This window comes from Enterobacter sp. MGH 33, from assembly GCF_000534535.1.
GTDB lineage: Bacteria > Pseudomonadota > Gammaproteobacteria > Enterobacterales > Enterobacteriaceae > Enterobacter > Enterobacter hormaechei_C.
In genome coordinates this window covers 4,181,383-4,206,392 of sequence record NZ_KI973212.1, presented here as the reverse complement: position 1 = coordinate 4,206,392, position 25,010 = coordinate 4,181,383, and the positions used below count along the sequence as shown (strand labels likewise).

Below are 25,010 nucleotides of genomic sequence, written 5' to 3'. Positions count from 1 at the left end.
ACTCTCTAAATTAAATTCAGAGTCTCGTCATGAGATTTAAAAATACATGATTGAAATGAATCGCTTTGAAACTGGCTGTTTAGACCTGATTAAACCTGCAAATTGTTTTTGCTCAGGGTGTCCCTAAGTTAAAAACTACTCACAAGTGCATGAACAGGCTCTATTTTTATTATCTGGATAATTTGCCTTTTCCTTTCAAAAGTTAGAAATCAAACCCAAACAACTCTTCCTTTTTTTATCCAGAAATGAGATTGACAACCATCTTTTAACCATACAGAAGGATACAGGGAAGGTAAGCTGTTATCGTCAAGAGCATAATCCCATCTGGGGTTGGCTTCTTCTATAACCAGTAACTCAATGGTTCGCTCACATCCACAGGGACACTTAAATCCAATACACCAATCCTCCGTGCCCTCTCTGGCGAGAATTATGGAACGAAGAGGCATCTTATCCGGTAATGAATCTTCATTAACGATAATCAGTTGCCTTGCCGGAAGTAAATATTCAAACTTGCGTAGAAAATAATAAAGAACCTTGTTGAAAAAAGACATTACATATCTCCCAGTTCAGGAATACCCAAAAGTGGTTCTTTCCTGCCAGCGGCTATACGGGGATTGGGAGCCCTGGCAATTGCATCTTCATCGATATAGTCCTCTTCAACGCCAGAAAGGCTGAACAACGTTCGCGCATATCCCTTGTTAGGGTATTCACGAAAAGGGAAACATCTGGCGATATATTCCAGTACACATGCTGACGCTGCCCTCATATTCAGTGTTATTACAGCTGGAGCCTCTTCCTGTAGCCCTGTGATGTAACCTCTTTCGACTTGCTCGTCATACTCTTCTTCGCTCAGGTTTTCACGGTAGATAAGCTCCGGGGTGTATACATGCCGATCAGATAACGTAGAGCCACCGGGTTTTACATAGTCTATCCGTCCCGTGACATCCGTAATTTTTCTTCCATCCTCAGGATCAACATGCGTTGGTATTTTTACACCCACATCAAGCAGTGGGATTAAAAATGACGAAGCAATGCGATCTGCAATCATCCGAGCCTGGAAAGTATCAACACAGCAAAAAATCACATCTGCATTTGCCGCTGACAGAACGGCTTCTCGCGAGAAGATGGTGTCCTGAATGGGTTGGGCAATATCTTTTCCCCGTATATTGCGAATAGCTTGCGCAAACATATCAACCTTCGACCGGCCGTTCAGGGCATCATCAAGAGTCGAGTTCAGGATCCTGTTCAGATTTTTCTTTTCAATATGATCATGATCAATAAGAACTATTTCCCCAAATCCTAGCCGGGCAACCTGTTCGGCCACAATTGAACCTGTGCCAGATACACCAATGATAGCTGCGGTAAGTTTGTTAAAGGTGTCAGTCATACCCGATGTAAAAGCTATCGGTTGCTGGCTTAACTCATAAATACCATCCCACCAGTAGTGAATATCATCACCTGCGACAGTTACTAAATCCACATTCTCAGCGTATTTCCCCTTACGATAGAGCCGTGCACGCATGCTTCCTTCAGAGACCATAATTGCTGAACCATGAACAGTGTCAACGCCCTGATAAAGAGAAAGCATCGTCTGAGCATCACTTGCATCATCCGTATCCGAGAATTCAAGCAAACCGCCGGGATGTGAATGTACAAGAATAACAGTCATTAAAGTTTCTTCAGCGGCATCAATGGCTTTCTCCAGATAGCTACCAGGCCATGATATAAAGTCACTCGTCCTGGATACGCACTCTTCATATGGAACCGGAATTAGCTCCTTTGCCATGAGCTTCAGACGAACTCCTTCATAACGGTTACACACCAGGATTGCAGCAGCCTCTTTTCCGTCTCCTGGAAAAAGATGTTTCTTCAGAGAGGTATGGAGTTCCTGAGTTAAGATTAGACGACTTCCGTGGCTCATTGCTCCACCTCCTTTTGCAGACAACCATCAGCCATGGCCAGTTGAGAAATAACTGAATCGGTCTCAGGATCCCATGAGCGATGGCGAGACCATCGCTGATACGCAACATTATCAATAACTGCCGTAGCTTCCGTAGCCGGAATGTTGACGCCATTGACCCGAGCCAATGGTGGAAAGACATAAAACATATCCAACATGTTTACGGGATAGCCAGATGTTATCGACAGCGCCAGATTTACCTGTTGAAGATTATATCCTTCCGGCACCTCAAAACCGTGAATAATCAGCCATCGTGCATTGCCGTTCAGGCTGGTCTCCCAAAAATACCCCATTTCGTTAAGATAGCGCTCATCACTGGGTAGAAGACTGAACTCACGGCGCTTGGCAGGGGACTCTTCGCCATTGTTCACATCTTTCGGCGTAAGTCGCAGTTTCTCTATCCCGGGCGTGCGCAAATCGATGACATCATCAATATTCTTCTCAACTTTTGGCTGCCCTTCAACTTTGAGAAAGATATGCCATGCCTGATTGGGATTCAGCCCTGCCCGGATAACGGCATCTCGGATGACAACGGTCGGGGTATCAAAAGTAAATTCCTTACCCTGAACATTCAGCTTCCACGTTGCCTTTCTGCTGATGAAATGCTCAATCCCATCACCATCCAGATCGATAATCTGGTCATTTTGTATTTCAAGATCGGCTTCGTCTTCACGTTCAAGAAGAAGTTTTTTATTGTCGTCAATGTTTCCGAGCTTACGGACGTTATAACCAGTGATAAAGCGGCATGGCCACTCAAGACGTGCCCCGTCAATTGTAAAAAAATACGTGCGATCTGATTCAATAACGATGAAACGGCGAACATCAGAGCCAAGATGGACAACTTCATCAGGACGGATATCTTCCAGTGAACCATTCGGAAGAAACATCAGGACAACAGGCATTTGATCTGGTTTAAAACCTGATGCAGCAGAAATCTGTGAACCGTTTGGTGTACGGTCCTCAAGCGCGACCTGACGGAAAACGAGATGTGCATCTGCCACCTCAATGAAGTGGTCGTGGGGGTGTTGGAAACGAATCTCTTGCATAAATATCTCCAGGATTTCTTCAGCAGTAGCGCTTCAGAATCTCATTAAATAAAGCTGTTTAACCAGGTATCAGAAAAAAACTGAACCACTGCGGTAACTATACATGCGGTAATCTGGTTAAATCAAGCTGTTTAAGCGGAAATATTTGGACCGGAGTATATAAACTCAATGCCTCCTGTTGGTGAGGACACTTCAGACCTCATGATAACCCCTTCACTGGAAAGTTTTTTTAGCCTTGTGCTCGCATTTTGAACTGATATGTTGAGAGACTTAGCGACATTTGCCGTACTGACGCCATTACGTCCTAACACGACGTCAAGCAACGCCTTTGTTGAGCTTTTCGCTTCAGGGCCAATAACCCGCACTCCGCCAGCCAAAACCACTATCATAGACTGTTGCTTTGCAATGGCAGCATAGTCCCAGTTATCGATGAGATCTGTTGAGCTGACATCGGTGATAAAGAAATACTTTTCCCCACAAAGCTGCTTTGCAAGCGCAATGACACTTTCACGTGGAAAAGAGGAATCGGTAGCCACAATTCCTTCAAGAGAGATTTCAAAAGACTTGCAGCCAGGGTTTGAGTCAACAACATTTTGAAGTCGCTTAAACACTTCCCGCCCCAAAACATTTCCAAATGGATGGTTATTGTTTTCAGTGAGTTCCAGCAGTTTGACTTTCATACAATCCTGCTTCTTATGGTTAATTTAAGGAGATGATATTAATCATAGCCCAGGAAAAAATCAAAGCAAACTTGTGTGCCCTTAATCAACGCGAGCCTTTTTTTGCTGGTAATTTCTGTTATAACACCATTCTTGTAGGTAATTCTCAACTCAAAGTCAGGTTGTCGGACAAGTACAACAGCATCATATTTTGCGGCCAGATCCTGAGAACGCTTCAGACCCAGTCCCCGAGCTGCCTCGTCAGGTGCAGACCCAAATTGGCTCAACCCACCATTTTTAAGCGCATGGGTAACCAAGAATAAATCAGCATCTTCGCCTGATGACTCCAGTTCCTCGAAAATTTCAGGATAATGTTTTTTAAGATTACGTTTCAATGTCGTGGCAATACCCAAACCACTATCTGAAATGACGGTCTGAATGTGGCGCCTCTTACCTTTATATAACTGTAATGCTGCAAACCCAGGAATAGGGCTCTCACTATGATCCCGGACATTACCAATCAGCTCTGAAAATATGGTGAACACCGCCATGTAGTACTTTTGGCCGGCATGGACTACAAACTTCTTAGTTAACTTTACAGGGATAGAGTTATCAAAATCATCAAGGTCTATAGAGGCTATCTCAACCAGATTGTCACTGTTGCCCTGATAGCGTTGTGCCCTTGAATTCGTTGGTCTCTCAGGCTTGACTAACACATCAGGATGCAAATGATCAAAAAAACCTAACCGGTTCAGGTAGTTTTTCGCAGAAGGGCATTTGCTAAAATCGAGTTCTATGGATTTTCCAGAATATGCAGCCTGATTTGCCAATGCAATTATCCTTGCTCCAGCCGCCAATAAAATAGAGCAACTTTCCGGGAAGCTTATGCTGCATCTGCGCGCAGATGCGCTCAACAGACATCCCGAAGCTGATAAGTTAGCTTCAAAAATATTTTCATCGATCCAGGCGTCGCCATCCAGAACCAGAACATATTCATCGTCAACATACCATTTCCATTCGACCCGTTTGAGTCCCTCTGCATGGCTATATAAAAATGAATTCAGGGCTGACTTGTCAGCATATCCGAGAGTTTTAGCTATCTGTTTGCCTGTCAGGCCGGGAGATTCCCGAAGCAGCTCTTTGATTTTCTCTGTATCGAACAGCATTCGATAAAATCCTTAAAGAGAAATTATTCCTTTCCCTGTCCGGCAACTACCGGCCCCCTGTAAAAATTCACAGGCTGAGAAAGAGCAGAGGGGTGCATCTGATGTAACAAAGCGATAATTATATGTGGTGCTCCGGTTCGAGGTAAACAGCCGACAAGATAAAAATGCAGATCCTGCGAGTCCTTTACATCTCAGCGCCTGGAGTATCTGTAGTAACACTTCATATCAATATCAACTGATGAGTAGACGAGGGATGCCTGTTTAGTGACCTGAGTGCATTTTACGCATGGGATCTGAATAAATGTGATGAATAATTGCGAGCAATAGAACAGAAAATATGAAGGAGATATGCATATAAAAAATCATTATTAGGCAACACGCCGGACTGAGTTATTGTCGCCTAATACTAATGATATTCATTTAGTTTAAATGTGAATAGTTACATTATTAAGACACAATAGTAAGGTGTATGAGGCAACAGGACCGCCACCTTTGAAATCTTTAGGAAGAAAATCGTACACACCAATATACACAGTGTGTACTCTTAAGATGCAGGCCAACAGATTGATATGTAATCATTATTTTCAAGCCACAATCAATAAACACCCTATCAACTGTATACTCAAGTATGCTGGCCTGTTTAAGCTACTGGCAGTCGATTATTTCAGACCGGCAGCATCACGCAGCAGGGCGGCTTTGTCGGTTTTTTCCCATGGGAAATGTTCACGACCAAAGTGACCGTATGCAGCCGTTTCCTGGTAGATTGGGTGCAGCAGATCCAGCATCTGAATCAGACCGTATGGACGCAGGTCGAAGAACTCACGCACCAGCAGGGTCAGCTGTTCAGAAGGCACTTTTTCAGTCCCGAAGGTTTCCACCATGATGGAGGTTGGCTCAGCCACGCCGATAGCGTAGGAAACCTGAATTTCACAGCGGTCAGCCAGACCGGCAGCAACGATGTTTTTCGCTACATAACGTGCAGCGTACGCCGCAGAACGGTCAACTTTAGACGGATCTTTACCGGAGAATGCGCCGCCGCCGTGACGTGCCATGCCGCCGTAGGTATCTACGATGATTTTACGACCGGTCAGACCGCAGTCACCCATTGGGCCGCCGATAACAAAGCGTCCGGTTGGGTTGATGAAGAATTTGGTCGCAGAGCTCAGCCATTCAGTTGGCAGAACCGGCTTGATGATCTCTTCCATCACCGCTTCTTGCAGGGATTTCTGGTCAATCTCTTCAGCATGCTGCGTGGAAAGAACCACTGCATCGATACCGACGATTTTCCCGTCGTCATACTGGAAGGTCACCTGGCTTTTCGCATCCGGACGCAGCCACGGCAGGGTGCCGTTTTTACGCACTTCAGCCTGACGCTGCACCAGACGGTGGGCGTAGGTTACCGGCGCTGGCATCAGCACGTCGGTTTCGTTGGTTGCGTAGCCGAACATCAGGCCCTGGTCACCCGCGCCCTGTTCCAGCGGATCGGCACGGTCAACGCCCTGGTTGATGTCCGGAGACTGTTTGCCAATCGCGCTCAGTACGGCGCAGGAGTTGGCATCAAAGCCCATATCAGAATGTACATAGCCAATCTCACGCACCGTGTTACGGGTGATCTCTTCGATATCAACCCATGCGCTGGTGGTGATCTCACCGCCAACCAGAACCATGCCGGTTTTGACATAGGTTTCACACGCTACGCGCGCCTTTGGATCCTGCGCGAGGATCGCATCCAGCACCGCATCGGAGATTTGGTCAGCAATTTTATCAGGATGTCCTTCTGATACGGACTCGGACGTAAACAGGTGTTTTGCCATGTTTTATTTCACCTAAGAGGAATTTGGTTAGCTCAAGCTGCTGTGTGGAATAGCCATAGGAGATAATTCTACCAAGGCCTACAGGATTTTGACACTGGCAGTCTGAGTGTTAATCGGTATGGATGGATTAACATCTGGACGTCTATTTTAGGTCACTTCTTCACCTGATTTCCAGTTTTTTTTGACTCACCTCTCACTGTGTTGAAAACGCTGCTGGAAATTTTTCCTGACGACGCTGGCAACATGCGCATTTTTGTTTTGCTTTTTAGCGACCTTCTCGGTATAAAACGCGGCGCGCGGCTCATATAAAATAAGCGCTCGATGAACACATCGTGTCGCCACTTCCAGCCGGGTTAAGCAGTGAACTTTTAGCTTTGGCTTGTGGTCCGTTTCAGCAGAGGCGGCCGTGGAGGTGATACGAGATAATGAACCATCGTTTTCCGCTCATTCAGCGCAGCCGTTCTGGCGCGCATTTGATTCCCACCCGCACTTCTGGTCTAAACACCTGCCGATGTTATACCCATCTCGGTGCTTCTCAGGATTCCAGAGCCGGTCACGCTTTGTGAAAACTGAACAAGGGCGCTCTTGTTAATACAGGAGTTTTCTCGTGGTTTCGCCGAACCTTGTCATACAGAGTTCGGATACGTGTTTTACAATGATATGAATAAGAAACCGGTCGCACGGTCTGGATTTCAGCATACTCTGCTGGGAAATGGAGCCGTTAATGGGTTGTTATCGCCGTATAACGCTGCGATAGTAGTCAACTGTTTTACACTTAATACAAAGAGTTGAGGTTCGCTATGTCTGACGACATGTCTTCGCTTTCGCCTTCGTCAGCAGGCGAACAGGGTGTACTACGTTCTATGCAGGAGGTTGCGATGAGCTCCCAGGAAGCCAGCAAGATGCTGCGCACTTACAATATTGCCTGGTGGGGCAATAACTACTACGACGTTAACGAGCTGGGCCACATCAGTGTCTGCCCGGATCCGGACGTCCCGGAAGCGCGCGTGGATCTCGCTAAACTGGTGAAAACCCGTGAAGCGCAGGGTCAGCGCTTGCCTGCACTGTTCTGCTTCCCGCAGATCCTGCAACATCGCCTGCGTTCTATTAATGCCGCGTTCAAACGCGCGCGGGAATCGTATGGTTATAACGGCGACTATTTCCTCGTTTACCCGATCAAGGTCAATCAGCACCGTCGCGTGATTGAGTCCCTGATCCACTCCGGCGAGCCGCTGGGCCTGGAAGCAGGCTCTAAAGCGGAACTGATGGCGGTTCTGGCGCACGCGGGCATGACCCGGTCGGTGATCGTCTGTAACGGCTATAAAGACCGCGAATACATTCGTCTGGCGCTGATTGGCGAGAAGATGGGCCACAAGGTCTATCTGGTGATCGAGAAGATGACCGAAATCGCGATCGTGCTGGAAGAGGCCGAGCGTCTGAACGTGATCCCACGCCTTGGCGTGCGTGCGCGACTGGCGTCGCAGGGTTCCGGTAAATGGCAGTCTTCCGGCGGTGAAAAATCCAAGTTCGGCCTCGCGGCGAACCAGGTGCTTCAGCTGGTGGAAATTCTGCGCGAGCGCGGTCGTCTGGACAGCATTCAGCTGCTGCACTTCCACCTCGGCTCGCAGATGGCCAATATTCGCGACATCGCCACTGGTGTGCGTGAATCCGCGCGTTTCTACGTTGAGCTGCATAAGCTCGGCGTGAATATTCAGTGCTTTGACGTGGGCGGCGGCCTGGGCGTGGACTACGAAGGGACCCGCTCGCAGTCTGACTGCTCTGTAAACTATGGCCTGAACGAATATGCCAACAACATCATATGGGCGATTGGCGATGCCTGCGAAGAGCACGGCCTGCCGCACCCGACGGTGATCACCGAATCCGGCCGCGCGGTCACCGCGCACCATACGGTGCTGGTCTCTAACATCATCGGCGTTGAGCGTAGCGAAATCACCGAAGCCACGCCTCCGGCAGACGATGCCCCACGTTCCCTGCAAAGCATGTGGGAAACCTGGCAGGAGATGCACGAGCCGGGCACGCGTCGTTCCCTGCGCGAATGGCTGCACGACAGCCAGATGGACCTGCACGATATTCACGTCGGCTACTCGTCAGGCACCTTCAGCCTGCAAGAGCGCGCGTGGGCCGAGCAGCTCTATCTGAATATGTGCCACGAAGTGCAGAAACAGCTCGACCCGAGCAACCGCGCGCACCGTCCGATTATCGACGAGTTGCAGGAGCGTATGGCGGACAAAATGTACGTCAACTTCTCCCTGTTCCAGTCGATGCCGGATGCCTGGGGTATCGACCAGCTGTTCCCGGTTCTGCCGCTGGAAGGGCTGAACCACGCCCCGGAACGCCGCGCCGTGCTGCTGGACATCACCTGTGACTCCGACGGCGCAATCGACCACTACGTCGACGGCGACGGTATCGCAACGACGATGCCAATGCCGGAGTACGATCCGGAGAACCCGCCAATGCTGGGCTTCTTTATGGTGGGGGCGTATCAGGAGATCCTCGGTAACATGCACAACCTGTTCGGTGATACCGAAGCGGTTGACGTGTTTGTCTTCCCTGACGGCAGCGTGGAGGTTGAGCTGTCCGACGAAGGGGACACCGTGGCGGACATGCTCGAATACGTTCAGCTGGATCCGAAAAAACTGCTCACCCAGTTCCGCGATCAGGTGAAAAACACCGGTCTGGACGATGCCTTGCAGCAGCAGTTCCTGGAAGAGTTTGAAGCGGGTCTGTACGGGTATACGTATCTGGAAGACGAGTAAGAAAACCTCCCTCTCCCTGTGGGAGAGGGGCGGGGTGAGGGCATCAGGCCGCTGTGCCGCCGATGCCCGGTGGCGCTGCGCTTACCGGGCCTATGAATGTAGGCCGGAGAAGGCGAAGCCGCCATCCGGCAGAATGCTATACTCACTTGAACCCATATGGATTAACGGCGATAATTCGCCCCAATATGCGATTTACGAATCAATCCCTTCCTCGTCGGGTTTAACGACGCGGAGGGGATTTTTTTTCATCTGTTTTTAATGTATCGACTTTATAAGAGGTCAGGACATGAGCACTTTAGGTCATCAGTACGATAACTCTCTGGTATCTAACGCGTTTGGTTTTTTACGCCTTCCGATGAACTTCCAGCCGTACGACAGCGATGCGGACTGGGTGATCACCGGCGTACCGTTCGACATGGCAACGTCCGGTCGCGCGGGTGGACGTCATGGCCCGGCGGCGATCCGTCAGGTTTCCACCAACCTGGCCTGGGAGCACAACCGCTTCCCGTGGAACTTCGACATGCGCGAGCGCCTGAACGTGGTGGACTGCGGCGATCTGGTGTACGCCTTCGGTGACGCGCGTGAAATGAGCGAAAAATTGCAGGCGCACGCCGAGAAGCTGCTGGCGGCCGGTAAACGCATGCTCTCCTTCGGCGGTGACCACTTCGTGACCCTGCCGCTGCTGCGCGCCCACGCGAAGCACTTCGGCAAAATGGCGCTGGTGCACTTCGATGCGCACACCGACACCTACGCGAACGGCTGTGAATTCGACCACGGCACCATGTTCTATACCGCGCCGAAAGAAGGCCTGATCGATCCAAACCACTCCGTGCAGATCGGCATCCGCACCGAGTTCGACAAAGACAACGGCTTCACCGTACTCGACGCGGGCCAGGTGAACGATCGCGGCGTGGACGATATTCTGTCTCAGGTTAAGCAGATCGTCGGCGATATGCCTGTCTACCTGACCTTCGACATCGACTGCCTTGATCCGGCATTCGCACCGGGTACCGGTACGCCGGTGATCGGCGGCCTGACATCAGACCGCGCCATCAAGCTGGTGCGCGGCCTGAAGGATCTGAACATCGTCGGGATGGACGTGGTGGAAGTAGCTCCGGCCTATGACCAGTCCGAGATCACCGCGCTGGCCGCGGCGACCCTGGCGCTGGAAATGCTCTACATCCAGGCGGCGAAAAAAGGCGAATAAGCCTTACGCGCTGATTGCTGCTGCGCGCCGCATGCGCAGCAGCAACATTCCCCCGGCAAGCAGGGTGACAACCTGCGAGACGACCAGCACCGAAAAGCCTGAACTGACCGACCCCACCGATCTCATCACCATCCCCATCAGCAGCGGAATAAACGCCGCGCAGATATTGCCTATCCCATTAATAATGCCGTACGCGCTGCCCACGGCGTCCCGGGCGGCGTGATGCTGGATTACCGCAGGAATAGCCGCTCCCTGAAGTCCCCAGAACACGTTGGCAGACAGCATAAAGAGCGCCAGCCATGCAGGCTGATGGCTGAGCATCAGCGCGACCACGGACAGCGCCGTCATCGCCCCGCCCACCACAAACAGCACCGGTGCCTGTTCCGGCCGCATTTTGTCGAGCAGCACGCCGCCCAGAAACTTTGACCCCAGGCTCAGCAGGAAGGGGACCGCCGCAAGCATGCCCGTCGCGTGCAGCGAGAAGTGGTGCTCGTCACGCAGCCATGCGGGCAGCCACGCGCTGCTGCCCCACAGATAGCTCAGCGTGGCGATTTCAACCAGCAGGATCCAGCCCAGCAGCGGCGTCTGCCAGGCCAGCGTGAAGGTGTGAACAAACCCCGGTTTTTTCATCTTCACTGGGCTGTGTGGCGCGGGCAGAAAACGCCAGATGAGCCCGCCGCCCAACACCAGATTCATCACCGCCAGCGCGTAAAACGACCCGGCCCAGCCGAGATGCGACATCAGCCAGGTCACCAGCGGAAAGCCCACGGCCAGCCCGAGCGAGACGCCCAGCGCGGTCACGGCGTTGGGTTTGCCGATCTCTTGCGCGCTAAAGTTATCGCTGATAAAGCGCGTTTTCAGTGAAAAAAGCGGTCCCTCCGCGATCCCCAGAATCACGCGGGCGATGAGCATTCCCGTCAGCGAGCCGAGCAAAGGTGAAGCCGCGCAGACCGCGGCCCAAATCGCAATGCTGCTTAATAATCCCTGCCGATAATGAAGTTTGCTTTCAATAACCGGCGTTAATAATAAAGCGGAAAATCCATAACCCAGAAGAAAGCAGGTCATGAGCAGGCCCTGTAACATTCTGTTTTCATTTAACTGAAAATGTTCGGCAAATTCCGGGTTTAAAATCATTACCGAGATATTTACCCGATCGACGTAGGAAATAATAATGAGTAATAAAAGTGCAATCGTGCCTTGCCATCTTGCCGTCATCATGTCCGCCTTACGTTTTTTGTAACTTATATTTTTCATCAATGTGATTGTCACGGAGCTAAAATGGTTCGCCTGTGAAACTCTTTGTTTAATAAAGATAAATAAAAAATAAGTTTCACAGGTGAAACGCGATAGAGGTAACGTTCATTTATTTTTAGAGAGTAAAAAGAAAAGAAGTCAATCTGTTTTATTGAAAATAAGAGACCATTAAAAAAAACTATTTCTCACGCTGCAATAATGAAAATTTCATATCGCTGCATTTTTTCGTGATCCCTTGCACACTTAGTTAATTAATTGCCGATCGATTAACAAATTCGTCACATTGTCGCTTGACGAAACATTCATCGCTTTTATATTGACCGTATTAAATAAGAAACAGAGTTTCATATATGAAACAAAAGCCTGGAGGATCGTGATGAGCTGGATAGGCGTATGTGACGCAGAACAAGTACAGGAAGATTTCCCTTTTAGCGGCAACGTCGACGGTAAAGAGATCGGCGTTTACCTGATCGACGGTGAATATTACGCGCTGGAGGACGTATGCCCGCACGCCTATGCCCTGCTGAGTCAGGGCTTCGTGGAAGACGGCAAGGTGGAATGCCCGCTGCACGAGGCGGTGTTCGACGTCAAAACCGGCCAGTGTCTGCACGGCCCCGGAGGACGCAACCTCAATCGTTACCCGGTTCGGGTTTTTGAAAACCAGATTCAGATTACCTTCGTTGAGGAGACCGTGGCATGAGCGACACGCTGAACTACAACCCGGCGCTGCCGGAAAGCCGCCAGTTTACCCCGCCGGCAGAGGGCGGTAATGGCGCCATTCATAAGCCGGGTGATTACACCAACCTGATCTGGCAGACCCGCAGCCGCGAGCCGGAAAGCTGGGAAGTGAAGCTGATTGCGACGCTGGAAGATCTCTTCGAGCAGGGCGTTGAAACCTTGCCGGAGCTGGTAAGCGGGCTGAACGCGGTGCGTATGCACGACCAGCAGGGCGAGCCGTGGAGCGACGCCAGCTTCCAGGCATTCTTACAGGTTAACGGCTACTGAGGGCAACGCGATGACGACGACCGTACAAAACTATCTTGATAAAGGCCTGCGCGGCCTCTGGTATCCGGTGCTGGCGAGCTGGGAAGTGCAGTCTGCGCCGGTGGGCATCACCCGCCTGGGCGAGCAGATTGTGGTCTGGCGCAATAAAGATGGACAGGTTCAGGCGCTGGAGGACCGCTGTCCGCATCGCGGTGCGCGCCTGTCGATGGGCTGGAACCTCGGGGACCGCATTGCCTGCTGGTATCACGGCGTAGAGGTGGCGGGCAACGGCGAGGTGAAAGACGTGCCCGCCGTGGATAAATGTCCGCTGGTCGGCCAGCAGTGCGTGCGCAGCTATAACGTGCAGGAGGCGCACGGCGCCATCTTCCTGTGGTTTGGCGTCACCGCGGACCAGCAGCCGGACGAACTGACCTTCCCGGATGAACTCGCCGACACGGAAAACTTCAGCAACTTCCTCTGCACCGCCGCGTGGAAATGCAATTACCAGTACGCGCTGGAAAACGTGATGGACCCGATGCACGGCACCTATCTGCACTCCTCGTCGCACTCGATGGCGGAAGGGGATCGCAAGGCCGACATGGTGCTCCAGCCGACCAAAACCGGTTTTATTTTCGAGAAGAAAGGGCAGAGCGGCGTCAATTTTGACTGGGTGGAGCTGGGCAACAGCGGCACCTGCTGGATGCGCCTCTCCATTCCGTACAAGAAGCGCTTCGGACCGGGCGGCCACTTCTTTATCGTCGGCATGGTGGTGCCGGAAGATAACGACAACTGCCGCGTCTTCTTCTGGCGTATCCGCCGCGTGCAGGGCTGGCAGCGCGATATGTGGCGCTTCATGTACCGCAACCGTCTGGAAAAACTGCACTGGGAAGTGCTGGAGCAGGACCGCGTGGTGCTGGAGAGCCTGGCGCCAAACGCGCGCGATCATGAATACCTGTATCAGCATGACGTTGGCCTCTCGCGCCTGCGCCGCATGATGCAAAAGGCCGCCAAAGAGCAGTTGGCGATGCGTGAAGCACAGCAGGGAGCCGCCTGATGAATGGGCTGCTGAGCGGCAAGCGCATCGTGGTGACCGGCGCCGCGCGCGGGCTGGGCTACCACTTTGCCCAGGCCTGCGCGGAGCAGGGCGCGGCGGTGGTGATGTGCGACATCCTCAAAGGCGAGCTGGCCGAGAGTGCCCACCGGCTGCGCGAGCAGGGCTATGCGATCGAATCGCACGTTATCGATCTGGCCGATCAGCACTCTATCGACCAGGTGTTCAGCGCCATTGGCGAGCAGGGGCAGATTGACGGCCTGGTGAACAACGCGGCGATGGCGACGGGCGTGGGCGGCAAAAACATGCTTGATTACGATCCGGATCTCTGGGATCGGGTGATGAGCGTCAACGTCAAAGGCACCTGGCTGGTGACGCGCGCCGCCGTGCCGCTGCTGCGCGAAGGGGCAGGCATTGTGAACGTGGCGTCCGACACCGCGCTGTGGGGCGCGCCGCGCCTGATGGCCTACGTTGCCAGCAAGGGGGCCGTGATTGCCATGACCCGTTCAATGGCGCGCGAACTGGGGGAAAAACGTATCCGGATCAACGCCATCGCACCGGGGCTAACCCGCGTCGAGGCGACGGAATATGTCCCCGCCGAACGGCATCAGCTCTACGAAAACGGACGCGCGTTAACCGGCGCGCAGCAGCCGGAAGATGTCACCGGCAGCGTGGTCTGGCTGCTTAGCGATCTGTCGAGGTTTATCACCGGACAGCTGATCCCGGTCAACGGCGGTTTTGTCTTTAACTAAGGTAGGGCGATGATGGCAAACGATCAGGAAGTGAAGTATCTGGTGCCGGGGCTAGAGCGCGGTTTACAGCTGCTGTTGGCCTTTGGCGAGCAGCATCGCGATCTGACCTTTGCCGAACTGCACCGGCTGGTGGATATGCCGAAGGCCACCGCCTATCGCGTGGTACAGACGCTGGAGTACATGGGATTTCTGGAGCGCAACACGCGCACCAATACCTTTTCGCTGGGCATGAACGTGCTGCGTCTTGGCTTTGAGTACATCGCCTCGCTGGACGTGGCGCAGGTCGGCCAGCCAGTGATCGAGCAACTGCGCGACGTGAGCCAGTGCAGCAGCCATCTGGCGATCCGCGACGGGCGCGACATTATCTACATCGCCCGCGTCAGCGCCGCCGGGTCGCGCATCAACCAGGTCAGCATTGGTACCCGCCTGCCGGTGCACTGCACCTCGCTGGGCCGCATGCTATTGACCGATATTTCCCGCGCTGATTTCGAACAGCTGTTCCCGCATGAGCGTCTGCCGGGCAACACGCCGGGGCAGCTTCACGACCGCGAAGCCCTGTGGCAGATGGTGCAGCAGGACAAAGCCCGCGGGTATGTCATCGGCGAATCCTTCTTCCGCCACGGCATCTCTTCCATCGTCTACCCGGTGTATGACCGAAGCGGCCGCGTGGCGGCGGTGGTCAGCATTCTGGTGCCGTCGGAGGAGATCCCGCAGAGCGACCGCGAGCGCCTGCAAAACGAGGTTCGCCTCGCGGCGGATAAAATTTCTGGCTTCTTAGGGTATTTGTCACAGGCCAGTTAAATCAGTGAGTTAACGTCAGGCGCTTGACTGCGTCGGGCATGTTTTACGCCCAATCTGGGCCAGATGAGGCAACGAACGATGAGTGTAACCGGAATTGAAAAGCTGGAATTTGGTGTGGAAGACCTGACGCACTGCGCCAAATTTATGCGTGATTTTGGCCTGACGGGCGATGCCAGCGGCCAGCGTTTCACCACCCTGAGCGGCGCGCGCGTGGAGCTTAACCCGATCGACAGCCCCGACCTGCCGCCCGCGTTTGAAGCGGGCAACACCCTGCGCCGCATGACCTGGGCGGTTGCCAGCCAGTCAGATCTGGACGCGCTGCGCTCGAAGCTGGCACAACAGCCAGGTTTTCGCGAAGTGGGCGACGCGCTGGAGTGCCTGGACCCGAACGGCATGACGCTGCGCGTGCAGGTCAGCCAGCAGACCGACGTGGAGCTTAACGTCGAGCCAATAAACCAGTGGGGCGACGCCCGCCGTATCGACACCCCCAGCCCGGTTTACGATCGCGCCCAGCCGATCAACGTGGGGCATGTGGTGTTCTTCGTGGAAGAGCTGGCGGCAGTGGAGAAATTCTACCGCGAGGTGCTCGGCTTCCAGGTCTCGGACCGCTATATCAACCGCGCCGTGTTCCTGCGCTGCGGCGTGCGCGGCGGCCATCACAACCTGTTCCTGCTGCAACTGCCGAACCGCAAGCGCGGCCTCAACCACGTGGCCTTCACCGTGCGCGACATCCACGAGGTGATCGGCGGCGGTATCGCGATGAATAAACATGACTGGAGCACCTTTATCGGGCCGGGCCGTCATCCGGTGTCGTCGGCGTACTTCTGGTACGTCAACAGCCCGACCGGCGGGGCGTTTGAGTATTACACCAACGATGATTACCTGACGGAAAACTGGCAGCCGCGTGAGCTGGAGCATTCCCTGGTCTCCTTTACCGAGTGGGCGGTGGAAGGCGGGATTGACCATGACACACGCCGCCAGCAGAAAAAGCCGGAGGCGGTATGACGTCGCGCATTGTCATTATCGGCGGCGGCCAGGCGGGCGGCTGGGCGGCGAAAACCCTGCGCGATGAGGGTTTCGACGGCGAGATTTGCGTGGTAGCGGAAGAAGAGTGGGATTTCTACGAGCGCCCGCCGCTGTCAAAAGCGTCTTTGCTGGAGCCGGACGCGGCGCTCCCAAGGCTGTTTAGCGACGAGGTGCAGCAGGCGCTGAACCTGGCCTGGTACCGGCCGCTGCGCGCTGAATCTGTCGATCGCGATGAGAAAAAAGTCGTTCTTAGCAACGGCGAGCATCTTAGTTACAACATCCTTTTAATCGCTACCGGCGGTCGGGCGCGCCTGCCTTCGCAGGCGTGGGCCAGCCATCCGCAGGTCTATACCCTGCGCCACTGGCAGGACGCGCAGCGCCTGAAAAGTCGTCTGGCGGAAAGTAAAAAACTGGCGATCGTCGGCGGCGGCTGGATCGGACTGGAGATTGCTGCCTCGGCGCGGAAAAGCGGCGTGGCGGTCACCCTGTTCGAGCAGCAGCCAGCGCTCTGCATGCGCTCAGTGAGCGGCGAGGTATCGCAGCGCTTAGAGGCCCTTCACCGCGAGCAGGGCGTGGATATCCGTACCGGCTGCGGTGCGCTGGAGCTGGAGGACGACGGCGGCCTGCCGGTCATCCACTGCGACGGCCAGCGTGAAACCTTTGATGCGGTCGTGGTCGGGATCGGCGTCGATCTCAATCTGGAGCTGGCGCGCGATGCGGGGCTGAAAACCGGGCGCGGGATCGTGGTTGATGCCCAGGGACGCACGTCGGATCCGTTCATCTTTGCCGCAGGAGATGTCGCCCAGCACCATCACTACGGGCTGTGCATCCAGTCCTGGGCCTTCGCCCAGAATCAGGCTGCGGCGACGGCGAAAGCGATGCTCAACCCCGATGCGCCAGGTTACGACGACGCGCCGTGGCTGTGGTCGGATCAATATCAGCACAATATTCAGATCCTCGGTATTCCGCAGCCAGGCAGCAGAACGGTCGTGCGTGAAGAGGCGCTGTACTTCTCGCTGGACGACAACGGGAGGCTGACGCAGCTGGTGGCGTTCGACGATGCGCGTACCGTCAAGCTGGCGAAGCGCTGGATGGCGGCGGGGCGGGATCTGTCCGACGTGCCGCTCGCCGACCCGACCTTTTCACTGATGTCACTGCGATAGCTAACCCGCACCCGTAGGGGGAGAGATGACCACACTAGAGACTAACACCGCACCGGTTGAGGCGAGCGGTGAGGGGACCCGCACGCCCGAAAAAGCGGTGCGCTGGGCCATCCCGCTGTCGCTGCTGGCCTGCGTGCTGCTGGCGTTTTTCGACAAAATCAGCATCGCGGCGCTCTTTTCGGATACCCATTTCCAGCAGGCGATGGGCATTGATTTCGACACCACGCGTCTCGGCATTTTGATGAGCGCTTTCCTGCTGAGCTATGGCTTCTCATCGGTGTTTTTAAGCGGTTTAGGCGACAAAATCGCGCCGCTGCGCCTGCTCACCGGGATGATGGCGGTGTGGTGCGTGCTGATGGTGGCGATGGGCTTTACCCATAACTACACGCTGATGATCGTCCTGCGTATTCTGCTGGGCGTGGCGGAAGGACCGCTGTTCCCGCTGGCCTTTGCCATCGTACGTCACAACTTCCCGCAGCATTTACAGGCACGCGCCACCATGCTGTGGCTGCTGGGTACCCCGGTGGGCGCGGCGATTGGTTTCCCGCTCTCCCTCTGGCTGCTGAACACCTTTGGCTGGCAGAGCACTTTCTTTGTGATGGCCATGCTTACCGTGCCGGTGCTTATCTTTGTGCGCATTGGTCTGCGCGGGATCCGCCTGGAGGCAAAACCCGGCACCTCGCAGGCGTCCCGGGACGAGCGGCGCGCGGCGCGGCGTGAGCTGTTCGTCAGCCCGCACTTCTGGATCATCTGCATCTTTAACATCGCTTTCCTGACCTACCTGTGGGGCATCAACGGCTGGCTGCCGGGCTACCTGATCAAAGGCAAAGGCATTCATCTGGAGCATGCAGGCTGGCTGTCGTCGATGCCGTTCATCGCCATGCTGGCGGGGGAAGTGATTGGCGCGTGGCTCTCGGACAGGGTCGATAAGCGCGCGGCGGCATGCTTTATCTCCATGGCGGGGGCGGCCGTCGGGCTGGCGGCGGTGATGCACCTTGATACCCCGCTGGCCGTCATCGCGGCGATGAGCTTCAGCACCTTTATGTGGGGCACCGGCGCGCCCAACATTTTCGCCCTGCTGGCGAAGGCCACCCATCCCCGGGTGAGCGCCACGGCGGGCGGTATCTTCAACGGGCTGGGAAACTTTGCGGGCGCGCTGTCGCCGGCGGTGATGGGTGCGCTTATCGCCTTCACCCACAGCATGGATTCCGGGCTGATTTTTCTGGCGGTGATGGCGGCGGTGGGCTGCGTCCTGTTACTGCCGCTGCTGAGACGTTACTGAGGAGAGTGTCATGACTGATTCAACCGTAACCAACAAAACGGGCATCAAACCTGACCATCTGACGATGGAAGAGTGGGTCGAGTCGCGCATCGCGCGCTTCGAAGGCCGTAAATACGACTGGAACGCGCTGAAGTTCCAGGCCGATTTTGACCCGAAATACCGCCGGGCGCAGATGCGCTACATCGGCACCGGCGCAACCGGCGTGGCGAACGACACCAACACCGTGCAGGCGGACCATTTTACCTTCTCCACCATGGTGCTGCCGTCGAAGTGCGAAGGACCGCTGCACCTGCACGACGACGTGGAAGAGGTGTTCTTCATGCTTAAAGGGCAGATCACGCTGATGATCCAGGACGGCGACAACTACACCGAAACCGTGCTGCGCGAGCGTGATCTGATCTCCGTTCCGCCGGGTATCTATCGCGGGCTGTTTAACCACGGCGAAGAAGAAGCGCTGATGTGCGTCATGCTGGGGACCAACAAGCCGGAAATCCCGACCTATCCGTCCGACCATCCGCTTTCCAAAGTGAAGCGGAACTAAGGGGGCATGATGACGGGTTTTCGTGAACAGGGAAGCGGCATTCCGCTGATGCTGCTGCACGGGATCAGCTCCGGCGCCGCCTCCTGGCACAAGCAGATGGCGCTGAACGGTTTTCGCGTACTGGCGTGGGACATGCCCGGTTACGGCGAAAGCCCGATGCTGGCCGTAGCGCGGGCGAACGCGGGGGATTACGCCGACGCGCTGGCAGCCATGCTGGATCGCGCCGGTGTCTGGCAGACAGTGCTGGTCGGCCATTCCCTGGGGGCGCTGGTGGCCAGCGCCTTTGCCGCGAAGTTCCCTGAGCGCGTCATCCATCTGGTGCTGGCCGACGCCGCGCAGGGGTACGGCAATGCCGCGCCGGAGCAGCGGGAGCAGGTCTGGCGCAACCGCGAGCAGCAGATGGCGCTGGGGGGCGACATCCTCGCCCAGACCCGCGCCGCGAAGCTGCTGCGCCCCGGCGCGCGCGCGGAAGATATCGCCACCGTCGCGGCGGGCATGCGGGCGCTGCGCCCGGAAGGCTACCTCGCTGCCGCATGGATGCTGGCACATGACGACATTCACGGCTGGCTTAAACGCTACTCCGGCACGTTTGAAGTCTGGTGCGGCGAGCAGGATGCCATCACCCAGCCGGAACTGGTTCAGGGTCTGGCGCTGCGCTACGGCATGCCGTTTATCGCCATTCCGCAGGCCGGGCACGCCAGCTATCTCGATAACGACGCGTTTTTCAACCAACAGCTTTTACGCATTAACGAAGAGGTGCGCGATGAATGCACAAATTGACGGGCGCGTAGCGGTCGTTACCGGTGGTTCTTCCGGCATTGGCTTTGAAACGCTGCGCCTGCTGCTGGGTGAAGGGGCGAAAGTCGCCTTCTGCGGCCGTGACCCGGACCGGCTCGCCAGCGCCCATGCGACGCTGCAAAACGAATTTCCTCACGGGGAGATTTTTGCTTACCGCTGCGACGTGCTGAACGCCGACGAAGTTCAGGCCTTCGCGGATGCGGTGCAGGCGCGTTTTGGCGCGGCGGATATGCTGATCAACAACGCCGGGCAGGGCTACGTGGCGCACTTCCATGACACCCCGCGCGAGGCGTGGCTGCACGAAGCCGAACTCAAACTGTTCGGGGTGATTAACCCGGTGCAGGCGTTTCAGCCTCTGCTGGAGCAGTCCGACATTGCCTCTGTTACCTGCGTGAACTCCCTGCTGGCGCTACAGCCGGAGGAGCACATGATCGCCACCTCTGCCGCTCGTGCCGCGCTGCTGAACATGACGCTGACGCTGTCGAAAGAGCTGGTGGGCAAAGGTATTCGCGTCAATTCCATTCTGCTCGGCATGGTGGAATCCGGCCAGTGGCAGCGCCGCTATGAAAACCGGGCGGACAAAAGCCAGAGCTGGCCGGAGTGGACGGCGGATATCGCGCGCAAGCGCGGCATTCCAATGGCGCGCCTCGGCAAGCCGCAGGAGCCCGCGCAGGCGCTGCTGTTCCTCGCCTCGCCGCTGGCCTCGTTTACCACCGGCGCGGCACTGGACGTTTCCGGCGGCTTCTGCCGTCATCTGTAAGGACACATCATGAAAAAGGTAATGTTGATTGGTTTTGGCGCCATGGCGCAGGCGGTGATTGAGCGCCTGCCCGCCGGTGTGGCTATCGGCTGGATCGTGGCGCGCGCGTCTCACCATGCCGCCATTCACGACCAGTTTGGCAATGCGGTCGAGGCGCTGACGTCGCCGATGGCGTGCGCGCAAACGCCCGATCTGGTGCTGGAATGCGCCAGCCAGCAGGCGGTGGCCCAGTACGGGGAAGAGATCCTGCGTCGCGGCTGGCATCTGGCCGTCATTTCCACCGGCGCGCTGGCGGACAGCGCGCTGGAGCAGCGTCTGCTCGCTGCGGGCGGAAAACTCACCCTGCTTTCCGGTGCGGTGGCCGGTATCGACGGGCTGGCGGCGGCGAAAGAGGGCGGCCTTGAGCGCGTCACCTATCAGTCGCGCAAAAGCCCGGCCAGCTGGCGCGGCAGCTATGCCGAGCAGCTTATCGATCTGAATGCGGTGTCAGAGGCAAAGGTTTTCTTCGAGGGCAGCGCCCGCGAGGCGGCGCGCCTGTTCCCGGCGAACGCCAACGTGGCGGCGACCGTGGCGCTCGGCGGCGTCGGGATGGACGACACCCGCGTGCAGCTGATGGTTGACCCGGCAACGAAACGCAATACCCACACGCTCCACGTGGAAGGATTGTTCGGCGAGTTTCATCTGGAGCTGAGCGGACTGCCGCTGGCTTCTAATCCTAAAACCTCCACCCTGGCGGCACTGAGCGCGGTGCGCGCCTGCCGCGAGCTGGCCCTGAGCTGAGGAGATACGATGGACGATCTGAAGATTTTTATCGGCGGCCAGTGGCGACACGGCGGCGGCAACCCGATGCAGAGCCACTTCCCGGCAGACGGGTCGATCAACGCGACGCTGAACGCCGCCAGTCTGGATGACCTGGAGGAGGCGGTAGACGCCGGAGAGCGCGCCTGGCGCGATCCCGCATGGCGTAACAGCCTGCCGCATATGCGCGCGAAGATCCTGCATAAGGTTGCCAATCTCATTGAATCCCGCATCGACGCGCTGGCGCAGATGCAGAGCCGTGATAACGGCAAGCCGCTGGCGGAAGCGCGCGGGCTGGTGATGAGCGCGGCGGGAACGGCGCGCTACTTTGCCGCCGCCTGCGAGCTGCTGGAAGGGGAACTTCCGACGCCGCGCCAGCCGGATCTGCTGACGCTGAGCCGCTATGAGCCGCTCGGCTTGGTGGCGGCCATCACGCCGTGGAACTCGCCGATTGCCAGCGAAATGCAGAAGGTCGCACCGGCGATTGCCGCCGGGAACGCGGTGATCCTCAAGCCCGCCGAAGCCACGCCGCTGATGGCGCTGGAGCTGGCGCGGATTTTTGAACAGGCCGGGCTGCCCGCCGGGCTGCTGAGCGTGCTGCCGGGCAAAGGCTCGGTGATTGGCGATGCGCTGGCGCGCCATCCTCGCGTGCGCAAAATCTCCTTTACCGGTGGAACCACCACGGGCCGCCATCTGGCGCACGTGGCGGCGGAAAAACTGATCCCGGCCTCGCTGGAGCTGGGCGGCAAATCGCCGACCATCGTGCTGGAGGATGCTGATATCGAACAGGCCGCGCGCGGGATCTGCTATGGCATTTTCAGCTCGGCGGGGCAGGCGTGTATCGCCGGGTCGCGGCTGTTTATCCACGAGAGCATTTACGCCCCGCTGATGGCGAGGCTGCTGGAATTAACTCGCGGGCTGCGCGTCGGACACCCGTTTACCGACGGCGTGCATGTCGGACCGCTGATCGGCGAAAAACATCGCCTGAGCGTGATCGAGTACGTAGAACTGGCGAAGCGCGAAGGGGGCCGCGTGCTGTGCGGCGGTGAGATACCCGCCGATCCCGCTCTGGCAAACGGCAGCTTTTTCCTGCCCACGATTATCGAAGGGCTGAGCAACATCGCCCGCGCCTGTCAGGAAGAGATCTTCGGCCCGGTGCTGGTGGCGATGCCGTTTGCCGATGAAGCCACGCTTATCCGCGAGGCGAACGACTCGGTTTACGGCCTGGCGGCGGGGATCTGGACGCGCGATACCGGGCGCGCCCTGCGTCTCAGCGAGCAGCTGGAGGCAGGCACGGTGTGGATCAACACCTACAAAGTCTTTGCGATTTCGACCCCGTTCGGGGGCTTTAAAGAGAGCGGTCTGGGCCGCGAGAAGGGTATACAGGGGCTGAAAGCCTGGATGCAACAAAAGAGCATTTATCTGGCGACGGGTAACAGCGTCAACCACTGGTGCGACTGAGAAAGGGTGAGCAATGAGCGAAATGATAACCGTCGGCGACGCCATCGCCAGAACGCTGGAGCAGTATCAGGTTGAGGCCATCTACGGCGTCATCTCTATTCACAACCTGCCGATCGCGGATGCGGTTGGGCAGCGGGGCAATATCCGCTTTGTGCCCGCCCGCGGTGAAGCCGGTTCCGTCACCATGGCCGATGCCCACGGGCGCTTTTCCGGCCTCGGCGTGGCGCTGACCAGCACCGGCGCGGGGGCGGGTAATGCGGTAGGCGCGCTGGTGGAAGCCATGAATGCCTGCACGCCGCTGCTGCATTTAACCGGGCAGGTTGAGAAAGCCTGGCTGGACGCCGACACCGGGTTTATCCATGAAACCCGTGACCAGCTGACCTTCCTGAAGGCCAGCTCAAAACGGGCGTACCGCATCAGCAATGCGAATCAGGCGATAGCGATTCTGCATAAAGCTATCCAGGACGCGCAGACCGCGCCGTGTGGACCGGTCTCGGTGGAAATCCCGATTGATATTCAGGGCGCCAAGATTCCGCTATCGCTGGTGACTAAACCGGTTAAACCGGCATCGGTTCCAGCCGTGGATACCGGAATGGTTGACGCGCTGTGGGCGCAGCTAAAACAGGCGAAACAGCCGCTGCTGTGGCTGGGGGGCGGGGCGCTGGGCAGCGCAGACGCGGTTAAAACGCTGGCGGATGCGGGCATCACCGTGATTTCCAGCACCCATGCGCGCGGCGTGCTGCCGGACAGCCACCGCGCCAGCCTGCGGGCGTTTCACAACTCGCCGTCGGTGGAGGCGCTGATCGCGCAGTGCGATTTTACGCTGGTGGCCGGTTCTCGCCTGCGCAGCAACGAAACCCGTTCCTGGACGCTTGAGCTGCCTTCCCCGCGGGTGCAGATCGATATCGACCCGGCGGCAGCAAGCCGTAACTATCTGATGGATAGCACGTTGATAGCCGATTGTTCAGCGGTGCTTGGCGCGCTTGCAGACAAAATTCAGGGCCGCGAGTGGGGCAACGCACAGTGGGATATGCAGGTGCAGCAGGCGGTCGGGCAAGCCGAACAGGGGCTGCGCGAGCAGTGCGGCGCCTATGCGAAGCTTAACGACGCCATAGCAAAAGCCCTGCCGACAGACGGCCTGCTGGTGCGCGATATCACCGTGTCCGGCAGCCTGTGGGGTAGCCGCCTGTTCAGGGCTAACGGTCCGATGATGAACATTCACTCCCTCGCCGGGGCGATTGGTATGGGGCTGCCGATGGCCATCGGCACCGCGATTGCCAACCCGCAGCGCAAGGTGGTGGGGCTGGTGGGCGACGGCGGCTTGAGCCTGAATTTAGGCGAGCTGGCGACGCTGGCGCAGGAGAAAGCCAACGTGACGCTGCTGGTCATGAACGACGGCGGCTACGGGGTGATGCGCGGTATTCAGGATAAGTATTTCGGCGGGCGTCAGTATTATAACGCGCTGCATACGCCGGACTTTACCCTGCTGGCGCAGGCGATTGGCCTTCAGGCGTGGAGCGTTGAGCGGGCAGAGGATTTTGATGCGGTGATGACGGAGGCGCTGGCGATGCCGGGGCCGTCGGTAGTGGAAGTGCGAATGGGGCAGATTGGTGCCCTGAAGTTTGCAGGACCGCCGCAGAAGACGCTTTACTAGCTGTTTCCCCTCATCCTAACCCTCTCCCACAGGGAGAAAACGGTAGGCCGGGTAAG

General features: G+C 56.5%; 24 protein-coding genes. 17 read left to right on the top strand and 7 right to left on the bottom strand.

Annotation, left to right across the window (positions count from 1 at the left end; all coding sequences use genetic code 11):
* Positions 1 to 209 precede the first annotated feature (209 nt).
* The 6 genes from L379_RS25275 to metK all read right to left on the bottom strand — a co-directional run bounded on the left by L379_RS25275 (position 210) and on the right by metK (position 6,645).
* Positions 210 to 551 (bottom strand): ubiquitination-like system serine protease family protein, encoded by a 342-nt coding sequence (locus tag L379_RS25275; protein WP_071992888.1) that lies wholly within the window; start codon positions 549 to 551, stop codon positions 210 to 212.
* On the bottom strand, positions 551 to 1,921 hold the full coding sequence (locus L379_RS04485) for a ThiF family adenylyltransferase (protein WP_001567863.1): 1,371 nt from the start codon (positions 1,919 to 1,921) through the stop codon (positions 551 to 553). Before L379_RS04485 ends, L379_RS25275 begins: the two co-directional genes overlap by 1 nt.
* Positions 1,918 to 3,006: a multiubiquitin domain-containing protein gene (locus L379_RS04490; RefSeq protein WP_032654972.1), complete on the bottom strand. Its 1,089-nt coding sequence runs from the start codon at positions 3,004 to 3,006 to the stop codon at positions 1,918 to 1,920. The genes L379_RS04485 and L379_RS04490 overlap by 4 nt, the downstream gene beginning before the upstream one ends.
* A gap of 131 nt (positions 3,007 to 3,137) precedes the next feature.
* On the bottom strand, positions 3,138 to 3,686 hold the full coding sequence (locus tag L379_RS04495) for a winged helix-turn-helix domain-containing protein (protein ID WP_001567865.1): 549 nt from the start codon (positions 3,684 to 3,686) through the stop codon (positions 3,138 to 3,140).
* A gap of 38 nt (positions 3,687 to 3,724) precedes the next feature.
* Complete coding sequence (locus tag L379_RS04500; protein WP_001567866.1) at positions 3,725 to 4,831, bottom strand: hypothetical protein; 1,107 nt, start codon at positions 4,829 to 4,831, stop codon at positions 3,725 to 3,727.
* A 659-nt stretch (positions 4,832 to 5,490) separates the two neighbouring features.
* Positions 5,491 to 6,645 carry a methionine adenosyltransferase gene (gene metK / locus L379_RS04505; protein ID WP_003860037.1) on the bottom strand — a complete coding sequence of 385 codons (1,155 nt, stop codon included), beginning with the start codon at positions 6,643 to 6,645 and terminating at the stop codon, positions 5,491 to 5,493.
* 660 nt (positions 6,646 to 7,305) lie between these two features.
* Here metK and yqgB point away from each other — a divergent pair.
* The 3 genes from yqgB to speB all read left to right on the top strand — a co-directional run bounded on the left by yqgB (position 7,306) and on the right by speB (position 10,629).
* A complete protein-coding gene (yqgB, locus tag L379_RS25265) occupies positions 7,306 to 7,437 on the top strand; it encodes an acid stress response protein YqgB (RefSeq protein ID WP_057979949.1) in 132 nt (43 codons plus the stop codon).
* Positions 7,438 to 7,445: 8 nt separating this feature from the next.
* The gene (gene speA / locus L379_RS04510; RefSeq protein WP_017382922.1) at positions 7,446 to 9,422 is read left to right on the top strand and encodes a biosynthetic arginine decarboxylase; all 1,977 of its coding nucleotides are present in this window, start codon (positions 7,446 to 7,448) and stop codon (positions 9,420 to 9,422) included.
* A 286-nt stretch (positions 9,423 to 9,708) separates the two neighbouring features.
* Positions 9,709 to 10,629, top strand: coding sequence for an agmatinase (gene speB / locus L379_RS04515; protein WP_003860040.1), 921 nt, complete (start codon positions 9,709 to 9,711; stop codon positions 10,627 to 10,629).
* Between the two features lie 3 nt (positions 10,630 to 10,632).
* On the opposite strand, the gene L379_RS04520 is transcribed toward speB, so the two are convergent.
* Positions 10,633 to 11,844 (bottom strand): MFS transporter, encoded by a 1,212-nt coding sequence (locus L379_RS04520; protein ID WP_032655704.1) that lies wholly within the window; start codon positions 11,842 to 11,844, stop codon positions 10,633 to 10,635.
* A 415-nt stretch (positions 11,845 to 12,259) separates the two neighbouring features.
* On the opposite strand from L379_RS04520, the gene L379_RS04525 reads away from it, so the two are divergent.
* From L379_RS04525 to L379_RS04590, 14 genes are all read left to right on the top strand, one after another.
* Positions 12,260 to 12,583, top strand: coding sequence for a Rieske (2Fe-2S) protein (locus L379_RS04525; protein WP_003860044.1), 324 nt, complete (start codon positions 12,260 to 12,262; stop codon positions 12,581 to 12,583).
* On the top strand, positions 12,580 to 12,888 hold the full coding sequence (locus L379_RS04530) for a recombinase-like helix-turn-helix domain-containing protein (RefSeq protein WP_017382919.1): 309 nt from the start codon (positions 12,580 to 12,582) through the stop codon (positions 12,886 to 12,888). The genes L379_RS04525 and L379_RS04530 overlap by 4 nt, the downstream gene beginning before the upstream one ends.
* Before the next feature lie 10 nt (positions 12,889 to 12,898).
* Positions 12,899 to 13,921 (top strand): aromatic ring-hydroxylating oxygenase subunit alpha, encoded by a 1,023-nt coding sequence (locus L379_RS04535; RefSeq protein ID WP_006811913.1) that lies wholly within the window; start codon positions 12,899 to 12,901, stop codon positions 13,919 to 13,921.
* The gene (locus L379_RS04540; protein ID WP_017382918.1) at positions 13,921 to 14,670 is read left to right on the top strand and encodes an SDR family oxidoreductase; all 750 of its coding nucleotides are present in this window, start codon (positions 13,921 to 13,923) and stop codon (positions 14,668 to 14,670) included. The genes L379_RS04535 and L379_RS04540 overlap by 1 nt, the downstream gene beginning before the upstream one ends.
* A gap of 12 nt (positions 14,671 to 14,682) precedes the next feature.
* Entirely contained in the window at positions 14,683 to 15,471 is a 789-nt protein-coding gene (locus tag L379_RS04545) for an IclR family transcriptional regulator (RefSeq protein WP_003860053.1), read from the top strand.
* Between the two features lie 78 nt (positions 15,472 to 15,549).
* Positions 15,550 to 16,476 (top strand): VOC family protein, encoded by a 927-nt coding sequence (locus L379_RS04550; RefSeq protein ID WP_032654967.1) that lies wholly within the window; start codon positions 15,550 to 15,552, stop codon positions 16,474 to 16,476.
* Positions 16,473 to 17,660: an NAD(P)/FAD-dependent oxidoreductase gene (locus L379_RS04555; RefSeq protein ID WP_032654964.1), complete on the top strand. Its 1,188-nt coding sequence runs from the start codon at positions 16,473 to 16,475 to the stop codon at positions 17,658 to 17,660. Before L379_RS04550 ends, L379_RS04555 begins: the two co-directional genes overlap by 4 nt.
* Positions 17,661 to 17,685: 25 nt before the next feature.
* Positions 17,686 to 18,942 carry an MFS transporter gene (locus tag L379_RS04560; RefSeq protein ID WP_015571825.1) on the top strand — a complete coding sequence of 419 codons (1,257 nt, stop codon included), beginning with the start codon at positions 17,686 to 17,688 and terminating at the stop codon, positions 18,940 to 18,942.
* 10 nt (positions 18,943 to 18,952) lie between these two features.
* Positions 18,953 to 19,483, top strand: a complete 531-nt coding sequence (locus L379_RS04565) for a cupin domain-containing protein (protein WP_017382915.1) — start codon at positions 18,953 to 18,955, stop codon at positions 19,481 to 19,483.
* Positions 19,484 to 19,492: 9 nt separating this feature from the next.
* Positions 19,493 to 20,263 carry an alpha/beta fold hydrolase gene (locus tag L379_RS04570; protein ID WP_032654961.1) on the top strand — a complete coding sequence of 257 codons (771 nt, stop codon included), beginning with the start codon at positions 19,493 to 19,495 and terminating at the stop codon, positions 20,261 to 20,263.
* A complete protein-coding gene (locus L379_RS04575) occupies positions 20,247 to 21,041 on the top strand; it encodes an SDR family oxidoreductase (protein ID WP_032654958.1) in 795 nt (264 codons plus the stop codon). The genes L379_RS04570 and L379_RS04575 overlap by 17 nt, the downstream gene beginning before the upstream one ends.
* A 9-nt stretch (positions 21,042 to 21,050) precedes the next feature.
* Entirely contained in the window at positions 21,051 to 21,821 is a 771-nt protein-coding gene (locus tag L379_RS04580; protein ID WP_015571821.1) for an aspartate dehydrogenase, read from the top strand.
* Positions 21,822 to 21,830: 9 nt separating this feature from the next.
* Complete coding sequence (locus tag L379_RS04585) at positions 21,831 to 23,300, top strand: aldehyde dehydrogenase (RefSeq protein ID WP_032654955.1); 1,470 nt, start codon at positions 21,831 to 21,833, stop codon at positions 23,298 to 23,300.
* A 13-nt stretch (positions 23,301 to 23,313) separates the two neighbouring features.
* Positions 23,314 to 24,954 carry a thiamine pyrophosphate-binding protein gene (locus tag L379_RS04590; protein WP_032654952.1) on the top strand — a complete coding sequence of 547 codons (1,641 nt, stop codon included), beginning with the start codon at positions 23,314 to 23,316 and terminating at the stop codon, positions 24,952 to 24,954.
* Positions 24,955 to 25,010: the final 56 nt, after the last annotated feature.